Annotated in this window: 14 protein-coding genes and 2 pseudogenes; 11 read left to right on the top strand and 5 right to left on the bottom strand. The window is 68.3% G+C overall.

What is annotated here, in order from left to right:
* Nucleotides 1-26 precede the first annotated feature (26 nt).
* The 8 genes from KUM44_RS15410 to KUM44_RS15375 all read left to right on the top strand — a co-directional run bounded on the left by KUM44_RS15410 (nt 27) and on the right by KUM44_RS15375 (nt 10152).
* The gene (locus KUM44_RS15410) at nt 27-1652 is read left to right on the top strand and encodes an amino acid adenylation domain-containing protein (RefSeq protein ID WP_217208439.1); all 1626 of its coding nucleotides are present in this window, start codon (nt 27-29) and stop codon (nt 1650-1652) included.
* Between the two features lie 14 nt (nt 1653-1666).
* Nucleotides 1667-1936: a phosphopantetheine-binding protein gene (locus KUM44_RS15405; RefSeq protein WP_217208438.1), complete on the top strand. Its 270-nt coding sequence runs from the start codon at nt 1667-1669 to the stop codon at nt 1934-1936.
* A gap of 807 nt (nt 1937-2743) precedes the next feature.
* Complete coding sequence (locus tag KUM44_RS15400) at nt 2744-4612, top strand: amino acid adenylation domain-containing protein (protein WP_217208437.1); 1869 nt, start codon at nt 2744-2746, stop codon at nt 4610-4612.
* Nucleotides 4609-5565 (top strand): chlorinating enzyme, encoded by a 957-nt coding sequence (locus KUM44_RS15395; RefSeq protein WP_217208436.1) that lies wholly within the window; start codon nt 4609-4611, stop codon nt 5563-5565. Before KUM44_RS15400 ends, KUM44_RS15395 begins: the two co-directional genes overlap by 4 nt.
* Nucleotides 5566-5655: 90 nt before the next feature.
* Nucleotides 5656-6546 (top strand): alpha/beta fold hydrolase, encoded by an 891-nt coding sequence (locus KUM44_RS15390; protein ID WP_217208435.1) that lies wholly within the window; start codon nt 5656-5658, stop codon nt 6544-6546.
* Nucleotides 6543-7808, top strand: coding sequence for a cation:proton antiporter (locus tag KUM44_RS15385; RefSeq protein WP_217208434.1), 1266 nt, complete (start codon nt 6543-6545; stop codon nt 7806-7808). The genes KUM44_RS15390 and KUM44_RS15385 overlap by 4 nt, the downstream gene beginning before the upstream one ends.
* 384 nt (nt 7809-8192) lie before the next feature.
* Nucleotides 8193-8372: a hypothetical protein gene (locus tag KUM44_RS15380; protein ID WP_217208433.1), complete on the top strand. Its 180-nt coding sequence runs from the start codon at nt 8193-8195 to the stop codon at nt 8370-8372.
* A 379-nt stretch (nt 8373-8751) separates the two neighbouring features.
* Nucleotides 8752-10152 carry a hypothetical protein gene (locus KUM44_RS15375; RefSeq protein ID WP_217208432.1) on the top strand — a complete coding sequence of 467 codons (1401 nt, stop codon included), beginning with the start codon at nt 8752-8754 and terminating at the stop codon, nt 10150-10152.
* Between the two features lie 318 nt (nt 10153-10470).
* Here the strand turns inward: KUM44_RS15375 and KUM44_RS15370 are convergent.
* Nucleotides 10471-10970 (bottom strand): annotated as a pseudogene (locus tag KUM44_RS15370) (transposase family protein); the annotation flags it as partial.
* A 168-nt stretch (nt 10971-11138) separates the two neighbouring features.
* Here KUM44_RS15370 and KUM44_RS15365 point away from each other — a divergent pair.
* Nucleotides 11139-12593 carry an RNB domain-containing ribonuclease gene (locus KUM44_RS15365; protein WP_217208431.1) on the top strand — a complete coding sequence of 485 codons (1455 nt, stop codon included), beginning with the start codon at nt 11139-11141 and terminating at the stop codon, nt 12591-12593.
* Between the two features lie 61 nt (nt 12594-12654).
* Here the strand turns inward: KUM44_RS15365 and KUM44_RS15360 are convergent, their stop codons facing one another.
* On the bottom strand, nt 12655-13362 hold the full coding sequence (locus KUM44_RS15360; RefSeq protein ID WP_217208430.1) for a transposase: 708 nt from the start codon (nt 13360-13362) through the stop codon (nt 12655-12657).
* A gap of 94 nt (nt 13363-13456) precedes the next feature.
* Between KUM44_RS15360 and KUM44_RS15355 the strand changes: the two genes are divergently transcribed.
* Nucleotides 13457-14050, top strand: coding sequence for a hypothetical protein (locus tag KUM44_RS15355; protein WP_217208429.1), 594 nt, complete (start codon nt 13457-13459; stop codon nt 14048-14050).
* Nucleotides 14051-14648: 598 nt separating this feature from the next.
* Here the strand turns inward: KUM44_RS15355 and KUM44_RS15350 are convergent.
* From KUM44_RS15350 to KUM44_RS15340, 3 genes are all read right to left on the bottom strand, one after another.
* The gene (locus KUM44_RS15350) at nt 14649-15263 is read right to left on the bottom strand and encodes a TetR/AcrR family transcriptional regulator (RefSeq protein ID WP_217208428.1); all 615 of its coding nucleotides are present in this window, start codon (nt 15261-15263) and stop codon (nt 14649-14651) included.
* Between the two features lie 67 nt (nt 15264-15330).
* Nucleotides 15331-16212 carry an SDR family NAD(P)-dependent oxidoreductase gene (locus KUM44_RS15345; RefSeq protein ID WP_217208427.1) on the bottom strand — a complete coding sequence of 294 codons (882 nt, stop codon included), beginning with the start codon at nt 16210-16212 and terminating at the stop codon, nt 15331-15333.
* Between the two features lie 6 nt (nt 16213-16218).
* On the bottom strand, nt 16219-16632 hold the full coding sequence (locus KUM44_RS15340; RefSeq protein ID WP_217208426.1) for a hypothetical protein: 414 nt from the start codon (nt 16630-16632) through the stop codon (nt 16219-16221).
* Between the two features lie 10 nt (nt 16633-16642).
* Here KUM44_RS15340 and KUM44_RS15335 point away from each other — a divergent pair.
* A pseudogene (locus tag KUM44_RS15335) lies at nt 16643-17341 on the top strand (transposase); the annotation flags it as partial.
* Nucleotides 17342-17373: the final 32 nt, after the last annotated feature.

Genomic DNA, 17373 nt, shown 5'->3' with positions numbered 1-17373 from the left:
CGGAATCCGCCCTGCCAAAACTCGGCATGTCTTCCCACGCGCTCGCGGAGGCGGCCGGACTCGCCCTGACAGAGCGCGAAGGCGTGCCGGGGCCGGCGTCGGTCTGCGACACCGTGAACGATCTGGCCGACCACGACCCCGACCGTGTGGCCTTTGCCGACAGCGGCGGAAGGACGACGTACGGCCAACTCCGGGACAAAGTGGCCTGGTTGCGTTCGCTCCTGTTGGAGCGGGGCTGTGCCCCGGGCGATCGTGTCGCGGTGTCGGGACCACGGAGCCTGGATCATCCGGTCGCGTTCCTGGCCCTGGAGAGCCTCGGTGCCACGTATGTCCCGGTGGATCACCGGTGGCCGGCAGAGCGTCTGTCCCAGATCTTCGCCCAGACCAGGTGCGCGTACGTGCTGGCGCACGAGGCCGGGCAAGAGGAGGGCTCCGAGGCGGAGCCTCAGGACTTCGCACCCGCGCTGCTCAAGGCCGCGGCCGGCACACGGATCGAACTGCTGTGGACCGCGGAGGCAGCCGGGCACGAGCCGTCACCGCTGCCATGGACCCCGCCCCGCTGGACAGACCACCAGGCCCGGTACGTCATCTACACCTCGGGCAGTTCGGGAACACCCAAGGGCGCGGTCGTCGAACACCGCGGCCTGATCAATCACCTCCGGCACATGGGCGAGGCCCTGGCGCTCACCTCCGACGACGTGGTCGCCTTCAGCGCGCCGCCGACGTATGTCGTGTCGATCTGGCAGATGCTGGCGGCGCTCACCGTGGGTGCGACGGTGGCCGTCATCGACGACTTCGACACGACGCATCCCCGACTCCTGCTCAGGGCCCTCGGCGAACACCACGTCACCGTCGCCCAGTTGGTCCCCACCATGATTGATCTCGTCGTCGACGATCTCCGTCGCCGGGGACATGACGACCCGCTCCCAGAGCTGCGCTGGATGATCGCGACGGGGGAGGAGCTGCGTCCGCGCCTCGCGGCCCGTGTGCTCGACGCCTTGGCGAACGCCCGCCTCATGAACGCCTACGGAATGAGCGAATGCTCCGACGATGTGGCTCAGCATGTAGTGCGACGGGAGGACACCCGGCGTTCGCGGCTGCCCGTGGGGCGGCCCATCGCGAACACGACGCTCCACGTTCTGGTCGAGCAGGGAGAGAGCTGGCGCCCGGCCCGCCCCGGCGAGACAGGAGAACTGTTCGTCGGGGGGCTGCCGGTCGGCGGGGGATACGTCGAGGCCCAGGACGGACGCCCGCCCGTCTTCTTCTACGACGAGATCGATCCCGGCTCCCCCACGCTGCGGCTTTACCGCACCGGCGATCTGGCACGCGTCGAGGACGGCCTCGCCTATTGCCTCGGCAGGGCGGACCGGCAGGTCAAAGTCAGGGGCATGCGGATCGAACTGGACGAGATCGAAGCGGTGCTGAGGCAGCACCCGGCCCTGGTGCACTGCGCGGTGACCGCCGAGTTGGAACAGGAGACCCAGCGTCTTCGGATCCACTATGTGGCCGCCGAGGAGGTGTCGGCGAAGTCGCTCCAGAAGTTCATCGACAGCAGACTCGCGCTGGTCCTGCCAGCGCACTGGGTGAGATTGCGGGAGATGCCCGTGATGCACAACGGAAAGATCAACTACCGGGCACTCGCTGCCCGATGAGAGGCGAGGCAGACATGATTCCCCCCTGGGACCACCGGTTCGAAGACCTGATGCGTGCGGCGTTGCGACTGCTGGAGCCCGACGAGCCGCTCCTGCCCGACATGCGTACCGCCGACTATGGACTGGATTCCCTGGCCATGGTGCAACTGATGCTGGGAATTGAGGAGACGTACGGGATATCGATCCCCGACGACGTGGTGGAACCAGGGCTCTTCGCCACCCCGGAAATGCTGTGGAACACGGTGGCCGAACTGTTGGGCAGTGACTCCTCGTCGATGGCCTGACTCGCGCGACCGACGGATAACGCGTCCAAGTGAGGAGGCACCGATGAAAGCCCTGGCGCGAGATGTGGTCAGCAGAGCACGGCAAATCCCGGACAAGTACCGCACTTTCTCGGCGTCGCCGGTTGACGCGCGCCGCGTGTACGGGATCAGCGAAGCGTTGCTGGCTGTCCTTCTCGACGTGGGACTTCCCTGTACGGGAGCGGGCGAGAACGTCGCATTCGATCCGCTCGACTTGGAGAACACGGCCGCGGCACTGGGACTGCCGTCGTCGCAGATGGCAGCGATGCGCCGATGGACGAGGCCCCTCGCGCAGGCCCAGGCCCCGGAAACGGGCCATGAAGGAGGCTGTGATTTCTCGCTGAGCCACCATCTGGCGTCGGCGCTGGGAGCATCGGCACCCTCGAAAATCGAGCAGATCGTGTCGCAAGTGGTCATGGCAACGCGTATCCACGATTTCGATGCGCCGTTCGATGCCGTGGCGGACGAGGCACGGCGGTTGGTTTTTCACCGGATTCCCGATGAACTCGCCATGGACATCGGGTTCCTGAAGGAAAACGGGACTGGCCGACTGCCGGTCAGCCGCTCGCCACCTCTGTCAGGTCGCGGCGGAGGTGGGCCATGTCACCAGACCGGCGACCGGATTCACGGCGAGGCGTTGGCAATCCCTCCGCGCCCTTCTCGGCCTACGCGTGGGCGACGGCCCTCACTCCTGACGACGCACCTGAAGTCGCACCTGAAGCCGGACCGTCCCAAGAAAGGATGTTCCCAGTGCCACCAGCCATGTCTCCGTCCACGCCGCAAAGCGGATTGCTGCATGAAATATTCTCTGATATCGCCCGGCACGCACCTCATCGCGTCGCGGTCACCGAGCCCGGCGGAACCTCCCTCACCTACGGCGAACTCGACTCGCATGCACAGGCGCTGGCAGCCCGGCTGCGGGCGCAGGGCGTGGGCGGGGGAGACTTCGTCGGCCTGTGCCTGGAGCGTGGCGTCGACCTGATCGTGGGGCTCGTGGGGATCCTCAAGGCGGGCGGGGCCTATGTGCCGCTCGATCCGGATCACCCCGCGGCCCGGCTCGACCTGCTCATGGAGGACACGGGGCTGCGCACGGTCGTGGCCGGCACACGGACCGCATCCTGGTTCGCGGACCGAGACGTGCGCGTCGTCCGAGTCGACGAAGAGACGGTCGACGACAAGACGGTCGCCGAAGAGGAAAGGGCCGGGGCCCGCCGTGAAACCCCCGACGACGGCCAGGAGATCGGACCGGCCTATGTGATCCACACCTCCGGATCCACCGGGGTACCCAAAGGGGTCGTGGTCGAGCATGGCAATGTGGTGCGGCTGTTCACGACGACCGCGGACCGCTTCGCCTTCGGGGCCGACGACGTGTGGACGCTCTTCCACTCGGTGGGCTTCGACTTCTCCGTCTGGGAGATCTGGGGCGCGCTGCTGCACGGTGGGCGCCTGGTGATCGTCTCGCAGGAGGCCGTCCGGACGCCGGAGCGACTGCTGGAACTCCTGGAGGCCGAGGGCGTCACCGTCCTCAGTCAGACGCCTTCCGCTTTCCGGGCCCTGATCGCGGCCGAGGGGTCGAGGCCCGACACGACGAGGCTCGCCCTGCGGCTGGTGGTGTTCGGCGGCGAACGGCTGGACGTCTCCGCGCTGCGCCCCTGGATCGAGCGACATGGCGACGACCGTCCCGAGCTGGTCAACATGTACGGCATCACGGAGACGACAGTGCATGTGACGGCACGGCGCATCCGCGCGGCCGACCTGCGGCAGCCCGAGGTCAGCCCGATCGGCGTCCCGCTGCCGGACATGCGCGTGAGGCTGGTGGACGAAGAAGGCCGGGTCGTCGGGACCGGAACTCCCGGTGAGATACAGGTCAGCGGTCCCGGGGTGACGCGCGGCTATCTCAACCGCCCCGAGCTGACCGCCGAGCGGTTCGTGGCGGAGGCAGGGCGCCGCTGGTACCGGTCAGGGGACAGAGCGGCCCTGAGCGCCGACGGAGAACTGCTCTATCTCGGAAGGGCCGATGACCAGATCAAGGTACGCGGCTACCGCATAGAGCCCGGTGAGGTGGAACACTGCCTCGCCGGTCACCCGGAGGTGTCCTCGGCGGTGGTCGTCGCGCGCGACTACGAGGGAGACGTGCGACTGGCCGCCTATGTGCTGCCCGCACCGACCGCCGATGCGGCACAGCTGACGGGACGCCTGGCCGAGCACGCACGGACATCGCTGCCGCTGTACCTGAGGCCCGCCGTGTACCGGCTGCTGGCCGAAGTGCCACTGACTCCGCAGGGAAAGACCGACCGCACAGCTCTCGACGCCCACCTGCTCGACGAGCCCGTGGGCGCACCGCCCCTCGTGGCCGCAACGGACGACCAGCCGGACGACCAGCCGGCCGGCGGGGCGAACGCGGCGGAGACCGCGGTCGCCCGCATCGTCGAGGAGGTGCTGGAACGGTCCGACATCCGACCGGACCAGGACCTCTTCGAGGCCGGCGCGACATCCCTGGCCTTTGCGCGAATCCTCGCGGAGATGCAGCGCGAGTTCGGCGCGAGCGTCGATCTCGCCTCGCTCGGAGACATCGCGTCCGTCCGGCGGCTGGCCGCCGCCGTCGAGTCCCTTGCCGTCACCACTCACGCACCGGCGACAGAAGGAGTATCCGCATGAGCCTCACACCGACTGCCGACCGTTCGTTCGCCCTGAGCCCCGAGGAGCTGAAGCAGTTCCACGAGCAGGGCTTCATCGGCCCTTTCAAGGTGTACGAGGTCGAGGAGATGCGCCGGATCTGGCGCAGGGAGCGCATCCAGCTCATGGATCGCAGCATGGCGGTATATCAGGGACACGCAGCGGAGTCCGGCAACACGAACATCTCCAACTACGACCGTCATCTGGATTCCGCCGTGCTCGCCGACCACATCACCAGGCCGCAGATCGCGGACCGGGTCAGCAGCGTGCTCGGCCCCGACGTCCTGTGCTGGCGCAGTGAGTTCTTCCCCAAGTACCCGGGCGACGAGGGAACGGACTGGCACCAGGCGGACACGTTCGCAAACGCCTCGGGGAAGCCGCAGATCCTGTGGCCCGAGGGCACGGAGGACTTCGGCGGCACGATCACCGTCTGGACGGCGTTCACCGAGGCCAACGAGGAAACCGGCTGTTTGCAGTTCATCCCCGGCACGCATCAGACCATGTTCTACGACGAGACGAAACGGATGCACTACGACCCGGACCGCATCAACCACGAGACGAAGAAGGGCGTCCGCCGCGGATTCTTCGGCTACGACTATCGGGAACTACAGAAGGACCCGGACTGGGAACCGGACGAGTCCCAGGCGGTCCCGATGGTGATGCGTCCGGGCGAGGCCATCCTGTTCTGGTCCACGCTGATGCACGCCTCACTCCCGCACGCCGGCCGCACACAGGAGATGAGGCTCGGCTTCGCGGGCCGTTACGTTCCCACGTCGGTGCGGGTCTATCCGGACACGGACGTGGTGGAGGAGTACGGCGGCAGCGTCAGCCTGGAGCGGTACGGGGCCGTCCTGGTCAGTGGAGAGGACCGCTACGGCCACAACCGTCTGGCGACGGAGACCACCCGCGGCCACGCTTTCAAGCGCCGCGCCTGAACCGGTACATCCGAGGAGCCGGCGGGCCGTCTGCCCGCGATCGGCGAAGGCCGGCCGGATCTGCCGCGCCTGGAGGCAAGGGACCACACCATGACTGCCCACGAGGGAAACGCCACCGACACGACACACGTGACCACGCAGGACGGCGCGACGCTGCGGATGAGGTCGGCCGGTGACCCCGGTCGTCCTGCCGTACTCATCGTGTCGGCGTGCGGAATGCCGGCCGCACTGTGCGATGCGTGGCTGGGACTGCTGGCGCGTGACCACCATGTCGTGACCTGGGAGACCCGCGGCCTCTTCGGCGGACCGCACGGCACCGGCGAGGACGCCGCGACATTCGACCGGATGGGGCACGGGGCCGCGGACCAGGTCGGCGACCTCTTGGCGGTCCTGGACCACCACCGGATACCGCGCGCGCACTTGATGGGTCTGTGCGGTGGCGCGGTTCTCGCGCTGCGCGTGGCGGCGGAACACGCCGACCGTGTGGCGTCGATGAGTTTGTGGCACGGAGACTTCGAACTCGGCACGGATGCCCCGAAGACCAGCCATCAGCGCAATCTCCGCGCGCTCATGGACATCGCCGCGGAGAGCAGGCAGAGCGCGGCGATGGTGCACGCGGCGGTGCCCCGGAACACGACCGCCGAGCTGCCGCCGGACCTCGCCGACCTGGTGCTCCATCCCTTTCGGGACGCGGAGACGTTCTACCGCTACTCCCTTCTCAACGGCGCCCTGATGGCAGAGGACGTCCGTGACGCCCTGCCTGCGGTCAAGGCTCCGACGCTCGTCGTCACCAGCGAGGACGATCAGACAGCCCATCCGGCGGGGTCACACGCGGTGGCCACCGCCCTTGCCCGGTCGAGGATGCATGTCGCGCCGCACGGTGACCACCTCTCCGTCTTCAGAGCCGGAGACGGTCTGACCGCCGTCGCCCTGGAGTTCCTCGCAGAGGCCGACGAGCAGAGGGTGCGTAGGTCCGTATGAGCCATCTCATCGCGACCGTCCTCGGGGACGTGGCACTCGTCGTACTGGTGTCCTGGCTGTGCGGCGGCCTCGCCCGGCGTCTCGGGCAGCCCGCCGTCATCGGCCAGATCTTCGCGGGCATAGCCTTGGGGCCGACCCTGCTCGGCCGGCTTCCGGGCGATCCGTCCACCTATCTGTTCCCCGCCGAAGCACGGCCGTTCCTGGCGATGCTGGCTCAGACAGCGGTCGTCCTGTTCATGTTCGCGGCGGGCTACGAGATCGACTTCCGTACGTTCAGGGCCGGACGCGCCGCGGTGAGTATCGCGGTGGCCGCGTTGCTGGTCCCGATGGCCCTGGCCGTCGCGGTCGTCGAGTGGTGCGGACGGCTTTTCTCCGCCGTGGACCCCGTCCACGCGGACCAGGGCTCGTTCGCGATGTTCATGGCGGTGGCGGTCTCGATCACCGCCCTGCCCGTGCTGGCGGCCATCGTGCGCGAACGCGGCGCCGCCGGCACACCGGCGGGAACGGTGGCGATCGCGGCGGCCGGTTTCATGGACGTGGCAGCCTGGCTGGTACTGATAGCGGTACTCAGCGATGCCGGACAGACCACCCGCTGGCCCTGGCCGACCGTGCTCGCCTTGCTGGCGGTCTTTTCCGCATTCCTCTTCGCCGTTGTACGGCCGGTGCTGCGCTGGTGGCTGGAACGGCCTGCCGCCGTCATGAGCGACCCCGTGCCGGTCGCACTGGTCCTCGCTCTGGGGAGTGCGTGGGTCACCGAGTCCCTCGGACTCCATGCCGTTTTCGGGGGATTCCTCGCCGGTCTGGCCATGCCGCGGCGGGACGGCGCGCCGAACGTTCTGGTGCTGAAGCCGGTGGAACAGACGTCCCGGATGTTGCTGCCGCTGTTCTTCGTCACGACCGGCCTGTCCGTCGACATCGGAACGCTGGGCGCGGACGGCCTGGCTGTGCTGGGTGTGATTCTGCTGGTCGCGGTCGTCGGCAAGACCGCGCCCGCCTACGGGATGGCCCGCCTGCACGCTCTGGATGCCCGGCAGTCGGCGCTGGTCGCCGTCATGGTGAACACCCGTGGACTGACCGAGCTCATCGTCTTGGACATCGGCAGGTCCGCCGGGCTGATCGGCGAGCAGCTGTACGTCGTGCTCGTACTCATGGCGCTGGTCACGACCTTCATGACAGGCCCCTTGCTCCAGCTACTGGGCAAGGAAAGGGACAAAATCAGAAAGAAGAGTCGCTCGACAGAAGGTTTGGAGCTTCACCAATGAAGGTCGAAAACGACGCGTTCTGCGAACTGACTCTGCACGGCCTGGAGACCGAACCATTCTTTGACAGGCCGATTGCTGTATTGGCTATTGACAGGACGATTGCCGTGTTGGCTAAAGTTCTTGAGTCATCCGATGATTGGCGTTGGTGTCCAGCCCTGTTTCCCGGAAGGGAGGGAGCCCTGCGGACCGCCCTGGTGATCGGCGCGGAGCGTGGTCTCGAACTGGAGACCGCACGGGCGTTGCTGCGTCTCGGCTTCGCCGTCGAATCAGGGGTATTCGATGTGGCAGTCGCTGGCCGAGGGCGCGCGTCATCGTGCGACTGGCCACGATTGGGACGACGGGCCGTCCGGAGGCTCCTTCGAGCTCGACGGTACCGGTGCAGTCATGAGCCCGGCCGGCCGGGTGCCCGGCTACCTGCCCACGGCCGAGTCGCTTGCCGAGCACACCGCCGCGGCGAGGTGGCGCGAGGCCAGGTTCGCAATCATGGTCGCCCGGGGCCCGTACTCGGTGCCCGCCTTCGCCCGCCCGGCGCACTCCTTCTATGGCTTCGCCGAGTGGTACTGATCGTGTCAGCAGGTGGCGCCGGAGGAGTTGCAGCGCGTGATCCAGGGGTTCGTCGCCGAATCTGGGCACCCGCACCTGGAGCACCACCGCCGGGAGTTCGGCGAGGACGTCACCTGCGACGATCCGATCGACCGGTGGCGGGCCGAGGGGGAATCCCAAGCCATGGATCGAGCGACTGGTTCAACTCGGCCCGCCGCGCCGGCCGGGCGGCCATAGCGGACGAGCCCCTGTTCGACTTCGCCTTCAACCGCTGAAGCGACCCGAGGCGGGGTGGGCTGCTTCTATCGGCAGTTGCTGGATGTGCGCGACACCGATCACCTGCGCCTGCTGGCCATGCTTCGGTGAGGATGCCGTGTGTCGAGGAACGAGAGGTACGTGAGTGAGTCAGAAGTCTGCTATCACGCGACATGAGCTCGTCTTCCAGGCGGAGCGTGGCGGCACGTTCGCCGCGACCTGGGGCCAGCGGCATATCAGGGCCGAGATTCAGCGGTTCGGCCCGGTGGACGACTGGAACCTACGGTTCCGTTTCCATATACCGGCCGGCGCGGACGGTCCGGTGACGGTGCAGCACGCGCTCGACTGCATACGCACCCTGATCGAACGGCACGTCGCGTTGCGCACCCGGTTCCGGCTCGACGCATCCGGCGGTGTCGTGGAGCAGATCGTCGACGCGGGCGGGCGGATCGGTGTGGACATCGTCGCCGAGGACGATCCGGAGCGGTGCGAGCAGGCGTTATCGGCGCACTGGGACGCCTCGGCGTCCCGGCGCTTCGACCTCGAATTGGACTTGCCGGTCCGGTTCATCCTCGGCGTGTGCGGCGCGAGCGCGTACATGTTCGGGATCGTCGTGTCGCACGTGAACCTGGACGGGGCAGGCGCCCAGCTGCTGATTGAGGACCTACGGCGGATCGTGTCCGGGCGCACGCCGGAGCCGGTCGCGCTCGATCCGATCGCCGCGGCGGCCGAGGAGAGCGGCGCGCTCGCCCGCGCCCGCAGCGAGCGGGCGCGGGACCTGATGCGCCCGGCCATCCTGGCCGCGGCGGACAATCCGCTACGCACCCCGCGCCACGCGCCGGCGGTCCCGATGGTCCGGGGCGCGCATCTGAGCACGGACTCCTTCCAGTCGGCGCACGATTACCTGGGGGGCAGGCTCGGCCTGTTCACCTCGGGCGCGATCACGATGGTCGCCGCGGCCACGGCCATGCACCGGGTGCTGGACGCGTCGCGCGCGGTGTTTAAGATCGAATGCGGGAACCGGTGGACGCCCGCGACCCAAGCCTATGTGGGCCACCGCTCCCAGCCGATCTATATCGCGGTGGCGGGCGACGCCGCCGACGCGGTGGCCGAGATCCGCAGCGTGGACCGGGCGATCTTCGCAGCCGCGCGCCGTTCCCCGTATGACCCGGACGTCATGCAGGCGCTGATCGAGCAGGTAGGCGCCGACTCCTGGATCAGCTTCAACGACTTAAGCTCGCTCGCCGACAAATCCAGCCCGCGCACGGCGCGCCCCGAACTCGCCGACGCGTTCCTGCGCCACGATGAGGACGCGCATCCGACGCCCCTCGAGTACCACGATTCACGCCCCATCGGCGCCGGCCCGCTCCGGGTCCAGGCGATGATCCACCTGGGGGGGCGCTACGTGGACCGGCTCAGCCTCTCGCTCGAAGCGGACGACGAATACCTCAACACCGAGGAGATATCGGCGCTGCTGCGCGAGACCGAGCGCACGGTAATCGATCTTGCGCGCGCCGATCACGCAAAGGCCGAGGCGCTTCGATAGAGCTAACGGGTTCAGCAACGCGAAACAGGTTCATGATTGGCGGCCTTTCAGCTGCATGCTTAGGTCGCGAGGTCGCGAGGTCGCGAGGTCGCGAGAATCACAATAGAGAGTGCGCGCTGACGGCGGCCGTGGAAAACTGGCTCTTCCAACATTTTCGTGAAGCCGGTCATGCGGCCGTCGTTTGTCGTCACCCGTGCGCCTGTCGACTGGCGGCGACAAGTAAGACGCGTTTTCTCACATCGTCCAGGTGGAGCATGCGCTCCACGCTGCGATCCGCAGCGAACTGCGGGCACGGGCCGGCGATTCAGTGAGGGGTTCTCATCCTGACGCGGCAGCGAGGTGAAGGGCGAGGACGGCCTTCACGATCGTGGTGATGTGGTTGGTGCTGCTGCGTACCTTGCGCAGCAGGCGCCAGCCCTTGAGAGCCGCCATGGCTTGCTCGCCGATGCAGCGGATCTTGGCGTGGGGGTGGTGTTGTGACGGTGCTGCCACCGTTTGAGGCGGCGCCCTTTGAACGGGACCGGGACGTTGCGGGCCGCCATCAGGTCGTGCGTCGCTCCGGGCAGCGCGGGCGACGCCCACAGCAGCCGCCCGCAGGGATCGGTCAGCACCTGCACATACATGCCGTGATGCCGCTTCTTCCCGGAGCAGTAGGGCCGGTCGGCGGCGATCCGGTCGATCGGCAGCACGGTGCCGTCCAGAATCACGTACGCCTTCGTACGGGCCGTCGCCATCGCTTCGTCGAGTGTCGGTGCAAGCGCGGCCAGAACGTCGATCGCCTCGCGGACGTAGCGGTACAGGGTGGCGGAGGGGCGTCCTCATACTGGGCACGTTCGGGCGATCCGACAACGCGGCGAGGCGCCGTAGCTGTCGTCGCGCGCCCTCCGGCGATGTCCCCTCCCGCGCGACCGCCGTCGGCCCGGCCCCCTCCGCCGCCCGGCCCCGCTCGCCGCGCCGATTCGTGAACGCCGCCCTACGCTCGGGGCATGCAACGCCGCCCGATGCACATGTCTGCCGAGGCCCAGGACGCTCTGCGCACCGCGCTGGAGGAACTCCGCGCGGAGCTGAAGGTCCCCCTGAGCTTCCCCAAGCGTGTACTCAAAGCGGCCGACAAGGCCGCGGGTGAGGCGCGCTTGCCCGACAAGGACGCCACCCACCTGCCGTTCTTCACGATCGATCCGCCGACCTCGAAGGACCTCGACCAGGCCATGCACCTGGAACGGCGGCCCGGTGGCGGCTACCGCGTGTACTACGCCATCGCGGACGTGGCGACCTTCGTCAGGGCGGGCAGCCCTCTGGACATCGAGGCGCACGACAGGATCGAAACGCTGTACTTCCCCGACCTCAAGGTGCCCCTGCACCCGCCCGTCCTCTCCGAGGGCGCGGCCAGCCTGCTGCCGAACAAGGACCGCCCCGCCCTGTTGTGGCAGCACGACCTCGACGCCCACGGCAATCTGACCGACTCGTCCGTGAGCCGGGCCGTGATCCGAAGTCGGGCCCAGCTCGACTACGCCGGCGCCCAGCAGGCCATCGAGAACGGCACGGCGGAGGAGTCCCTCGCCCTGCTGCGCGAGATCGGCGAGCTGCGGGAGGCCGTCGAAATCGCGCGCGGCGGCATCTCGGTGAATCTGCCGGACCAGGAGGTCACCCTCGAGGACGGATCGTTCCGGCTGCGCTACGTGGCGACGCTGCCGGTCGAGGGCTGGAACGAGCAGATCTCCCTCATGACCGGGATGTCCGCGGCCCAGATCATGCTCGACACGGGTACCGGCATCCTGCGGACCCAGAAGGAGCAGGCCGATCAGAACGTGATCAAGCGCCTGCACGACATCGCGAAGGCCCTGGGCATCGTCTGGCGGCCCGGCATCTCGTACGCCACGCTGGTACGCAGGCTCGATCCCCAGAACCAGCAGCACATGGCCTTCCTCGCCGAGGCCACGAGCACGATGCTCAAGGCGGAGTACACCGTCTTCCGCGACAACCAGAAGCCGGCGTACACGATGCACGCAGCGATCGCGGCCCCGTACACCCATTGCACGGCTCCGCTGCGGCGCCTGGTCGACCGGTACACCGGTGAGCTGTGCGTCATGGCGTGCGCGGACAAGGCCCCGCCGAACTGGGTGCTCGACGCCCTGTCCTGCATCCCGTGCGACACGGCACGGGGGAAGGGCGGCCTGGCGGACCGGCAGACCGTGGACCTGGCCGAGGCCGCGGTGCTCAAGGACCGCGTGGGCGAGGTGTTCGACGCCACGGTCATCGACACCGACGCGGAGCGGGGCAGGCCGCGCGAGGGCAAAGTGTTCCTGGCCGACCCCGCCGTGCTGGCCAAGGTCGTCTCGACCAACGGCCTGGATCTCCAGCTCGGATCCAGCATCAGGGCCAGGCTCAAGCAGGCGGACCCCGCCGTGGACGAGAACAAGGTCCTCTTCACCGTGCCCTGAGGGGGGTCCGTAAGGATCTTGGAGTGCCTCGGGCATAGCGGGCCATCGTGCCACCTGCGACCTATCCGGCGAGGGCGAGGTTGTGCATCCGGGCGATGCCGAGCACGGCGTGGTGGACGCCGTCGCCTTTGAGGCGGCAGTCGCGGAGGATCTTCCAGGTCTTCATGCGGGCGAAGACGTGCTCGACAGGGGCTCGGACCTGTTTGTGGGTCCTGTTGTGGTCTTCTTTCCAAGCTGGGATCTCGGTCTTCCCGCGGTCGCGACGGTGCGGGATGACGAGTCCGGTTCCCGGGTAGCCGCCGTCGGCGATCGTGAGGGTCTTGCCGACGGCAGCTTTGGCACCGGACTCCGCCCCTGCATTGCAGCCGTTGCGGTTCCCGGCGAGCGGTCGGCCGACCACGACGACCAGGCGGGTGTCTGCGTCGATGACGACCTGATGGTTGGTGGAATACCGGGAGTTCTTCGATCGCTCGGCGATGGTGTGGTCTCGGGTGGGGACCAGGGTGCCGAGGTGGTTGACGACTCGGCCAGCCGTGGACTTCGAGACGCCAAACAGCGGAGCGAGCTGCCTCAACGTCAGATTGGTACGCCAATAGGCGGTGACCAGCAACACCCGGTCCTCCAGCGGCGGGTTCCACGGCCGGCCTCGGTGGACCAGATCTGCTCCATCACGCCGCAGCGTGGTCAGCAGCTTGCCGAAGCAGCGCGGGCTCAGCCCCGCGAACGGGGTTATCCAGGACGGCTCCGATGCCGTGATCACACTGGTCACAGCGTGATCATCACTCAGGACGACCCCACGCTGAGACAATCCCACAGCTACGCTGATCGGGGCAGTCCACAGTGAGCAAGACCCGGGGGAAACCGTGAACCAACCGCTGCTGTTCCTCGACGTGGACGGACCGCTCAACCCTTACGCGGCCCAGCCGGAGAGGCGCCCCGACGGCTACACCACACTCAGAGTTCCCCGGAACGACGCCCATGAGGACGACAGGGTCCTCTCGTCCCGACGACGCCCCCTACGTGTCTGGCTCAACCCGGAGCACGGACGAAGCCTGCTGCGGCTCGGCTTCGAGTTGTGCTGGGCCACCACATGGATGGATGACGCCAACCGGTGGATCGCACCGGTCCTCGGCCTTCCGGAACTACCCTTCGTCGACTTCGGCGACGCCCTGCTCCAAGAACGCCCTGATGGAGTCCACTGGAAGACCGGACCGTTGGTGAACTACGCCAACGGCCGTCCTTTCGCCTGGGTGGACGACGAGCAGAGCGAGCTGGATCAGACGTACATGACCGCCCACCACCAAGGCCCCGGGCTCCTGCACCACGTCAACCCGCGGATCGGCCTACGGGAGAACGACTTTTGCGCACTCGCCGACTTCGCCCACTCCCTAGCCACCTCACCCGCTCTTCAGGCTGCTCCGTACTCGGAGCCAAGATCTTTGCGGGACAGTCCTTAGCTGGCCTGCGTGAGGCCGGGTACACGGGCCTTTCCGTGGCGGACCTCACGAGTCGATTCACTCTTCGCAAACCTGCCAAGAAGCTGACCCCAGCTGCAGTTCGTGGCGGACCTGTCGAATCGCCAGGCAGCGGCTGACCTGCGTGGGCACATCGACGGGAAGTCTGTGGCGGGGTTGGAGTCGACCGTCAGCGAGGGCCTGTGTGAGAGCGCGGGATGTGAGCTGATGTTCGTTTCGTCGTTGTGGGTGAAGTCGCCCTCGCCTGACGGCTACGGACGGGGCAGGGTGAACAGCCTCGGTTCTGGCTCGGTCAGGATGTTGCGCCCGGTCAGGCGCTTGAGCTTCAAACGGACGTTGTTGATGTTGTTAGGAGCCGGGTCCAGGTCCATCGCCTCGCACACGCCCCGTGCCCGTAATCGCCCGTGGTCTGCACGTTTCCTGAGCCTCGGTCTGCTGTGCAACCCGCTGCAGATGACCGGGACGACGACGGCGGACGGCGTGTTCTGGCAAAGGACGATGACAGGGGTGACCGGCAGCGGGCGAGAAGGCCGCCGTCTCTTCGGATCCGGTTCATGGAGGGCGCGGCCCCGGACGGACTTCAGCGGGCGAGCAGTCCGCGGAGAACCACCCTTTCCACAGCTGCGACGAGTTCCGTCAAATGGGAGGCGTCAGCGCGGAGTCGGTCCGCGCGCCAGGAGAGGCCGAGAACGCCGTTCATGGCGGCCCACAACGCGGTGGCGGTGGTGACGGGGTCGAGGTCGGCGGCGAGCGAGCCGTCGGCCACCCCGTCGGCCAGGGCGGCGGCGAGTTTGGCGTTCTGCTCGTCGACGAGCGCGGCGACCCGTTCCAGGGCCGCGGGTTCGTCCGGCGGCTCGGCCAGCAGGCGGAACTGGTGTGGGCGCTCGGCGGCGAAGCGGACGTACGCGGCCGAGGCGGCCCTGATGCGTTCCACCGGGGTGCCCGGGGCAGCGTAGGCGTCGTCCATGTAGGTCCGGTTGTCCTCGAGTGCCCGCTCGGCAACCGCGATGAGAACGGCCGCGCGGCCGCCCACCCGGTTGTACACCGTCTGCACGGCGACATCCGCGCGTTCGGCGATGCCCTCCAAGGTGACCGCGGCGGGGCCCCCGGAGGCCAGCAGCTCCTCGGCGGCGTCGACGATGGCCGCACGGGTTGCGGCGGCCCGACGTGTCGTGCGTGTGACCTTGCTTGTCATGGTCTCCGCTACTTTACGAGGTGCTCGAACGGCCGGACCCCCTGGGCCGCTTTCTTCAGCCCGGAATTCAGCGGGAACCGGCCTGGTGGCGCTCATGCACCGCCGAGTCGTGCCAGCCCGACGCCGAGGCGAGGCCGAGGGCGCGCTGGACCGTCTGAGGGCGGAAACCGACACGTTCGAGTATCGGCCGGAACAGACCGGGAGCGTTCGCGGTCAGGGTGAGGGACCTGGGGACGACGACGCGGTCCGCACGGCGCTCGATGCCGCGGACGATACCGGCGATGACCTTCTCCAGCGGCACCATCTTCCACAACCCCTTGGAGTTGCCTCCCCAGAGGGCGTGCCCGGCCGGGTCCGCGGTCACGTCGTCCATCATCGGAGTGCGGAAGAACGTGGGGTGGGCGCTGCCGACACCGACACCCAGGTGGCGAACCTCCAGGCGAAGGCTGTCGCACATCGCCCACACGCCGGCCTTGCTCGCGGTGTAGGAGATCTGGAGCGGCGAGTGCACGAAGGCGGCCATGGAGGAGATCGCGAGGAGATAGCCGCGTTGGGCCTCGACGTGGGGCAGAGCCGCGCGGAAGGTGCGCCAGACCCCGTTGAGGTTGACGTCGATGACACGTTCGTAGGCCGACGGGTCGATGGTCGCCATCGGGGCCATGGTGTCGATCCCGGCGCCTGCGATGACGATGTCGAGGCGCCCGAAGTGCGTGGCGGCCTCGTCCATGGCTTGCTGCAGGCCGACGAGGTCGCGTACATCGGCGTGCCAGCCACGGGCGACCGTTTCGTCTCCCAGGTCCTGGGCTTGGGCCGTGGTGGCCGCGAGGCTGAGGTCGAGCAGCGCGAGGTTGGCGCCGCGCCCGCGCAGGGCCCGGGCGAGGGCGGCGCCCAGGCCGCCGGTGGAGCCAGTGAGGACGACGGTGCGCCCGGCCAGGTCGTAACGGGGCATGACAGCCTACCTAGGTGAGTCGGTCTGCGGGGACTTGCCTGTGGGGCCGGCGGATTCCTCGAGTCGGCGCAGGAGTCGGCGCAGTTCGGGGTGGCGTTCGGCGATGAGATCGGTGACGGGGTTAAGGACGCCGCGCAGGGCCGAAAACGGTACCCACCTGCGGGGGACCATGACACGGGCCGAGCGGTTCTCGATGCCGCGGACGACGGCGTCCGCGACGCGCGTGGGGGCGATGGCCTTGCCGAGCAGGGACGGGAAGGCGATCTCGCGCATGCGGGTGGTGGTGTCGTTGCTTCCGAAGGCTGCTCCAGCGATGGGCGTGTGGACCCAGCCGGGGTAGAGCACCCCGGCGCTGGCGCCGTGGATGCCGAGTTCGGCGCGCAGGGCGCGGCCGAACTGCTCGACGCCGGCCTTCGACATGGCGTAGGGGCGCGTCCTCGGCCCGCGCCTGGACCATCCGGCAGTGACCTGGCTCCTCGAGCGCTACAGATCCCCGCAAGCACTCCGCAAAGCGGGCCGCCGCAAGCTGGTCGAGGTCGTCCGGCCCCGAGCGCCGCGCATGGCCGAGCGGCTGGTCGACGACATCTTCACCGCACTCGACGAGCAGACCGTCGTCGTCCCGGGCACCGGCACCCTCGACGTGATCGTCCCGTCGCTGGCGAAGTCGCCGGCCGCCGTTCACGAACAACGCCGGGCCCTGGAAACCCGGATCGAGGCACTGCTGGAGGCCCACCCTCTTTCCCAGGTCCTGACCTCGATGCCCGGCATCGGAGTCAGGACCGCCGCAGTCCTCCTGGCCACCGTCGGCGACGGCAGCAGCTTTCCCACCGCCGCCCACCTGGCCTCCTACGCCGGCCTCGCCCCGGCAACCCGGGAGTCCGGCACGTCAATCCATGGCGAGCACGCCCCCCCCAGAGGCGGCAACCGGCAGCTGAAACGAGCGATGTTCCTCTCCGCATTCGCAGCCCTCCACGATCCCGCCTCCCGGACCTACTACGACCGCTGCCGAGCCCGCGGCAAAACCCACACCCAGGCCCTCCTCCGCCTCGCCCGCCACCGCATCAGCGTCCTGTTCGCCATGCTCCGCGACGGAACCTTCCACGAACCGAGGAGCCCCCGACTCGCTTGACGAAGGGCATAGGGGCACCCCCCGGAGACAGG

Origin of the sequence: Streptomyces sp. AC550_RSS872 (genome assembly GCF_019049285.1) — a bacterium.
In the GTDB taxonomy this organism is placed as follows: domain Bacteria; phylum Actinomycetota; class Actinomycetes; order Streptomycetales; family Streptomycetaceae; genus Streptomyces.
Note: the sequence above shows the minus strand (reverse complement) of the source record. Positions and strands in the feature narration are given on the sequence as shown.

Coding starts and splice junctions, on each gene's coding strand:
- KUM44_RS15410 (WP_217208439.1), top strand. CDS start 27: ATGTCTTCCCACGCGCTCGCGGAGGCGGCCGGACTCGCCCTGACAGAG.
- KUM44_RS15405 (WP_217208438.1), top strand. CDS start 1,667: ATGATTCCCCCCTGGGACCACCGGTTCGAAGACCTGATGCGTGCGGCG.
- KUM44_RS15395 (WP_217208436.1), top strand. CDS start 4,609: ATGAGCCTCACACCGACTGCCGACCGTTCGTTCGCCCTGAGCCCCGAG.
- KUM44_RS15390 (WP_217208435.1), top strand. CDS start 5,656: ATGACTGCCCACGAGGGAAACGCCACCGACACGACACACGTGACCACG.
- KUM44_RS15385 (WP_217208434.1), top strand. CDS start 6,543: ATGAGCCATCTCATCGCGACCGTCCTCGGGGACGTGGCACTCGTCGTA.
- KUM44_RS15380 (WP_217208433.1), top strand. CDS start 8,193: ATGAGCCCGGCCGGCCGGGTGCCCGGCTACCTGCCCACGGCCGAGTCG.
- KUM44_RS15365 (WP_217208431.1), top strand. CDS start 11,139: ATGCAACGCCGCCCGATGCACATGTCTGCCGAGGCCCAGGACGCTCTG.
- KUM44_RS15350 (WP_217208428.1), bottom strand. CDS start 15,263: ATGACAAGCAAGGTCACACGCACGACACGTCGGGCCGCCGCAACCCGT.
- KUM44_RS15345 (WP_217208427.1), bottom strand. CDS start 16,212: ATGCCCCGTTACGACCTGGCCGGGCGCACCGTCGTCCTCACTGGCTCC.
- KUM44_RS15340 (WP_217208426.1), bottom strand. CDS start 16,632: ATGTCGAAGGCCGGCGTCGAGCAGTTCGGCCGCGCCCTGCGCGCCGAA.